Source organism: Anaerophaga thermohalophila str. Valhall (assembly GCF_000250735.1).
GTDB lineage: Bacteria > Bacteroidota > Bacteroidia > Bacteroidales > Marinilabiliaceae > Anaerophaga > Anaerophaga thermohalophila_A.
Genome location: NZ_AHZV01000051.1, coordinates 1 through 3307, shown reverse-complemented (window position 1 = coordinate 3307; position 3307 = coordinate 1). Strand labels below are relative to the sequence as shown.

The 3307-nt window shown below is 42.4% G+C and carries 3 protein-coding genes; 1 reads left to right on the top strand and 2 read right to left on the bottom strand.

The features are described 5' to 3' along the window. Positions 1-465 precede the first annotated feature (465 nt). Positions 466-918, top strand: a complete 453-nt coding sequence (locus OQ5_RS0102200; protein ID WP_016775925.1) for a type I restriction enzyme HsdR N-terminal domain-containing protein — start codon at positions 466-468, stop codon at positions 916-918. 3 nt (positions 919-921) lie between these two features. Here the strand turns inward: OQ5_RS0102200 and OQ5_RS0102195 are convergent, their stop codons facing one another. Both OQ5_RS0102195 and OQ5_RS0102190 read right to left on the bottom strand, forming a co-directional pair. After that, on the bottom strand, positions 922-1461 hold the full coding sequence (locus OQ5_RS0102195) for a GNAT family N-acetyltransferase (protein WP_016775924.1): 540 nt from the start codon (positions 1459-1461) through the stop codon (positions 922-924). A 117-nt stretch (positions 1462-1578) separates the two neighbouring features. After that, positions 1579-3171: a tetratricopeptide repeat protein gene (locus tag OQ5_RS0102190; protein ID WP_016775923.1), complete on the bottom strand. Its 1593-nt coding sequence runs from the start codon at positions 3169-3171 to the stop codon at positions 1579-1581. Between the last annotated feature and the right edge of the window lie 136 nt (positions 3172-3307).

Sequence of the window (3307 nt, the reverse complement as noted above, 5' to 3'; positions counted from 1 at the left end):
TACCGGAATGTAAAAATAATAGCAACTATATTGCATCTTATATTACATCAATCAAAAAAAAACAATATTTCAACCACATATCAACTATATTTAGTGCGTGTCTATAAACTCGCATAAATTTTCACAATATGAGTGTCTGTTCAGAAAGTGCCAGTTGCAAGCCTTGCGAAGCCGCCAAAACCGGAGTTTACTAATCGTAAATGAGGATTTTGGCCGCAAGCGTAACACAGCAAATGGTACTTTATGGACAGACACTATTTAAACAGTGTCATATATCAATAGTCCGTTAAGCTTTTGTAAACATCTTAGATTCAATTGGTTTTATTTATGGGTTTGTTTTTATGAAATGCAGATTTTCAATGGGATACGAATCATCTTGTATCTTAAATCTAATAATCTAACGGTCTATTAATATATAATATAAGTATTTAACCACTAAAAAGAAGGGTAGTACCTTTTTGCGATATGCAACAGTTGAATTTGCCCGTGTTTTCCTTCCGTTATAAGGAAGAAAACGGCAAAAAGTTTATTTTTGATGAGGTTCGCAAAAAGTTTGTGGCTCTTACACCCGAGGAATGGGTGCGTCAGAATTTTTTACAATTCATGAACAGGCATCTAAAATATCCGCAAAATCTGACCGGTGTGGAAAAAATGATCAAAGTTCACGGATTGTCGCAGCGGTGCGATATTGTTTTGTACAACCGTCGGGGAAAGCCTGCAATGATTGTGGAGTGTAAAGCACCATCGGTTAAAGTTGATGAAAACACTTTATCCCAGGCAGCCCGGTATAATACTGCTCTTGAGGTGCCTTATCTGGTGTTGACCAATGGTTTAAAGCACTATTGTATTTATATTGATTTAAAGGAAGGAAGCCATTCCGTAGAAAGCCGGTTCCCTGCTTTCGAAGAGCTTCAGTAGCCATCAGACCGAACGGTGCGATGCCGCTATTTTTTGATACATCAATTCATCTTTATACCCGGTTGGCGTTTTGAGCCATTCTTTTTTCCGGCCTGCGAACTCAAAGCCGAGGCTTTCGAAGAGCCTGATGCTGGCCTCGTTATCTTCCGAAATATCACAAAAAACCTGATGGAGCCCCAGGTGGTTGAAGGCATATTCGGTAAACAGGGCAACAGCTTCTTTTGCGTGCCCTTTTCCACGTTCGGGTTTAAAAATCATAACACCGATGCCGCCACGGCTGTGGTAGGGATCAAAGTCGAAAAGGTCAATCATGCCGATGCTTTCCTGTTTCCCCTTGTTGGGGACATCTATCATTAACCGTAATTGTTTGGTTTGATAAATATCAAGAGAGATTTGATTGATGTAAGTAAGTATCTGGTGTCTGCTGAACGGTGTAAGCGTATTGCTTACCTGCCACAGTTCCATCTGGTTTTCCCATTGGTATAGAAGGTCGGCATCTGCCGGCTCAAGGGCCCTGAGAATTATTTTATTGTTTTTGATCATGAGCGAATTTTTTCCCGGGCAAAAATAATTCATGCTTACAAGACCTCAAAAGTTGCCGGCAGCGTTCCTCTGAAAAAAATCGGGTCTTTTTTTGCACCCTCTTGTGTTACACGGCAATCACTCCCGGCCGGTTCCTTTTTCTTCCGGTTCCAGTGTGACAGAAGGCAAATATATGGCTCTCTCTTTTGATTTGTAGTCGTCTTTTAAACCTAGTTCAAAGGTTTGTGAATGAGGGGCGTGCCCTTCGCATTCGATGTTTAATTCATATTTCTCGTACGCCGGAATAATGGCTACAAACTTCCCGGTGGCAGGATTAACTCTGTATGTTCCTGTCAGTTCTTTTGTTGTTTTATTGGTCACAAAGATGGTAGCATTCCTGGCAGGTTGATTTTCACTGTTAAAAACATGGGAGGAGACAACAGCCATGTATCGTTCACTGTTTTTGGGGAAATGGAGCAAGAATAAGTCCGACTGCCCCAGTGTTCCTTCCTTACGGGATGAGAAATAGACCCTTTGGCTGTTAGGCGTGGGAATATAAAACACATCATCGGCTCCGGAGTTAACCGGATAACCTATGTTTTCGGCTTTTGTCCAGCCATCATCTGTTTTGGTACTTTTAAAGATGTCGTATCCACCCATTGAGTTATGTCCTGATGACGAAAAGTAGAGAGTTTTATTATCAGGGTGAATAAACGGGCCTTCCTCGTCCCATTCGGTGTTAATGTTTTTCCCGGCGTTAATTGGCTTTCCCCAGGTTCCGTCCGGTAAACGATTTGAATAATAAATGTCTTTGCCGCCATAGCCACCTGGGCGTTCGCTGGAGAAGTAGATGGTGTTTTCATCGGGAGAGAAAGAAGCATGCGTTTCATTAAACCCGGAGTTAACAGGAGCCGGCAGTGGTTCCGGCTCACTCCATCCGTCGAATGTTTTGCGGGAGATGAAGAGAGAACCGGCCAGCCCGTCATTCTGATAGAATATGAGTCCCTGTCCGTCGGGAGTAAGACCAACTGTAGCTCTGTTTATCCCTCTATACCCCGGGATTTCCAGCAGGGTTGGTTCGGTCCATTTGTTACCTCGCCAATGGCTGACGTAAATATTCTCGAAATAGGGCCCGTCGCTATCAATGCTGTCTACCGGCCTTGTTGAAGTAAAATAGATAGTGGACTCATCGTAAAGGGTAATGGGACTGTGGTCTTCGTATTTGCTGTTAATGGTTGCACCCAGATGTTCAATTTCAATATCTATGGGATTAGCCATTAGTTCTTTCATGTTCTTACAGAACTGAATTTCCCTTTCGATATCAGCTGATAATTCTTCGTCTTTCACATGGTTTTTCAGATTGTTGAATACTTCAAGCGATTTATCGGGTTTTTCGTTAAGCCGGTAACTTCGGGCGAGGTAGTAATGCGCTTCGATGGTCTCCTCGTTGTTTTTTTTGTCCAGAGGGTAATGCGAAGCGGCTGTTTGGAGTACTTTGACGGCCTCCTGATGGTTTTCCTGTGCCATTAACGCAAAACCTTTAAGAAGCAAAGCCTCAGGATGTTCTTTTTGGGTGAGGGGAATAAGCATCGAAACGGCGTCATCGTATAGTTCCAGATCGATGAGCTTTTCGGCTTCCCGGATTATTTTTCGTGGAGACTGAGCTGTTAGTGACTGCGAAAGCAAAACAGTAAGTAACGTTATTGCTGAAAAAATTGTAAAAGTTCTCATTGCCAAGAAATTGTTTGTGACCGGTAATGGTTGTTATATCTGTGAGCCCGGTCTAAAAAGCATCTTTGTTGCCAAACTCTGTGTTGTTTTAAATTTTTGCATCCTCATTAACAACGAGTTAACTCCGGTACAAAAA

Coding starts and splice junctions, on each gene's coding strand:
- OQ5_RS0102200 (WP_016775925.1), top strand. CDS start 466: ATGCAACAGTTGAATTTGCCCGTGTTTTCCTTCCGTTATAAGGAAGAA.
- OQ5_RS0102195 (WP_016775924.1), bottom strand. CDS start 1,461: ATGATCAAAAACAATAAAATAATTCTCAGGGCCCTTGAGCCGGCAGAT.
- OQ5_RS0102190 (WP_016775923.1), bottom strand. CDS start 3,171: ATGAGAACTTTTACAATTTTTTCAGCAATAACGTTACTTACTGTTTTG.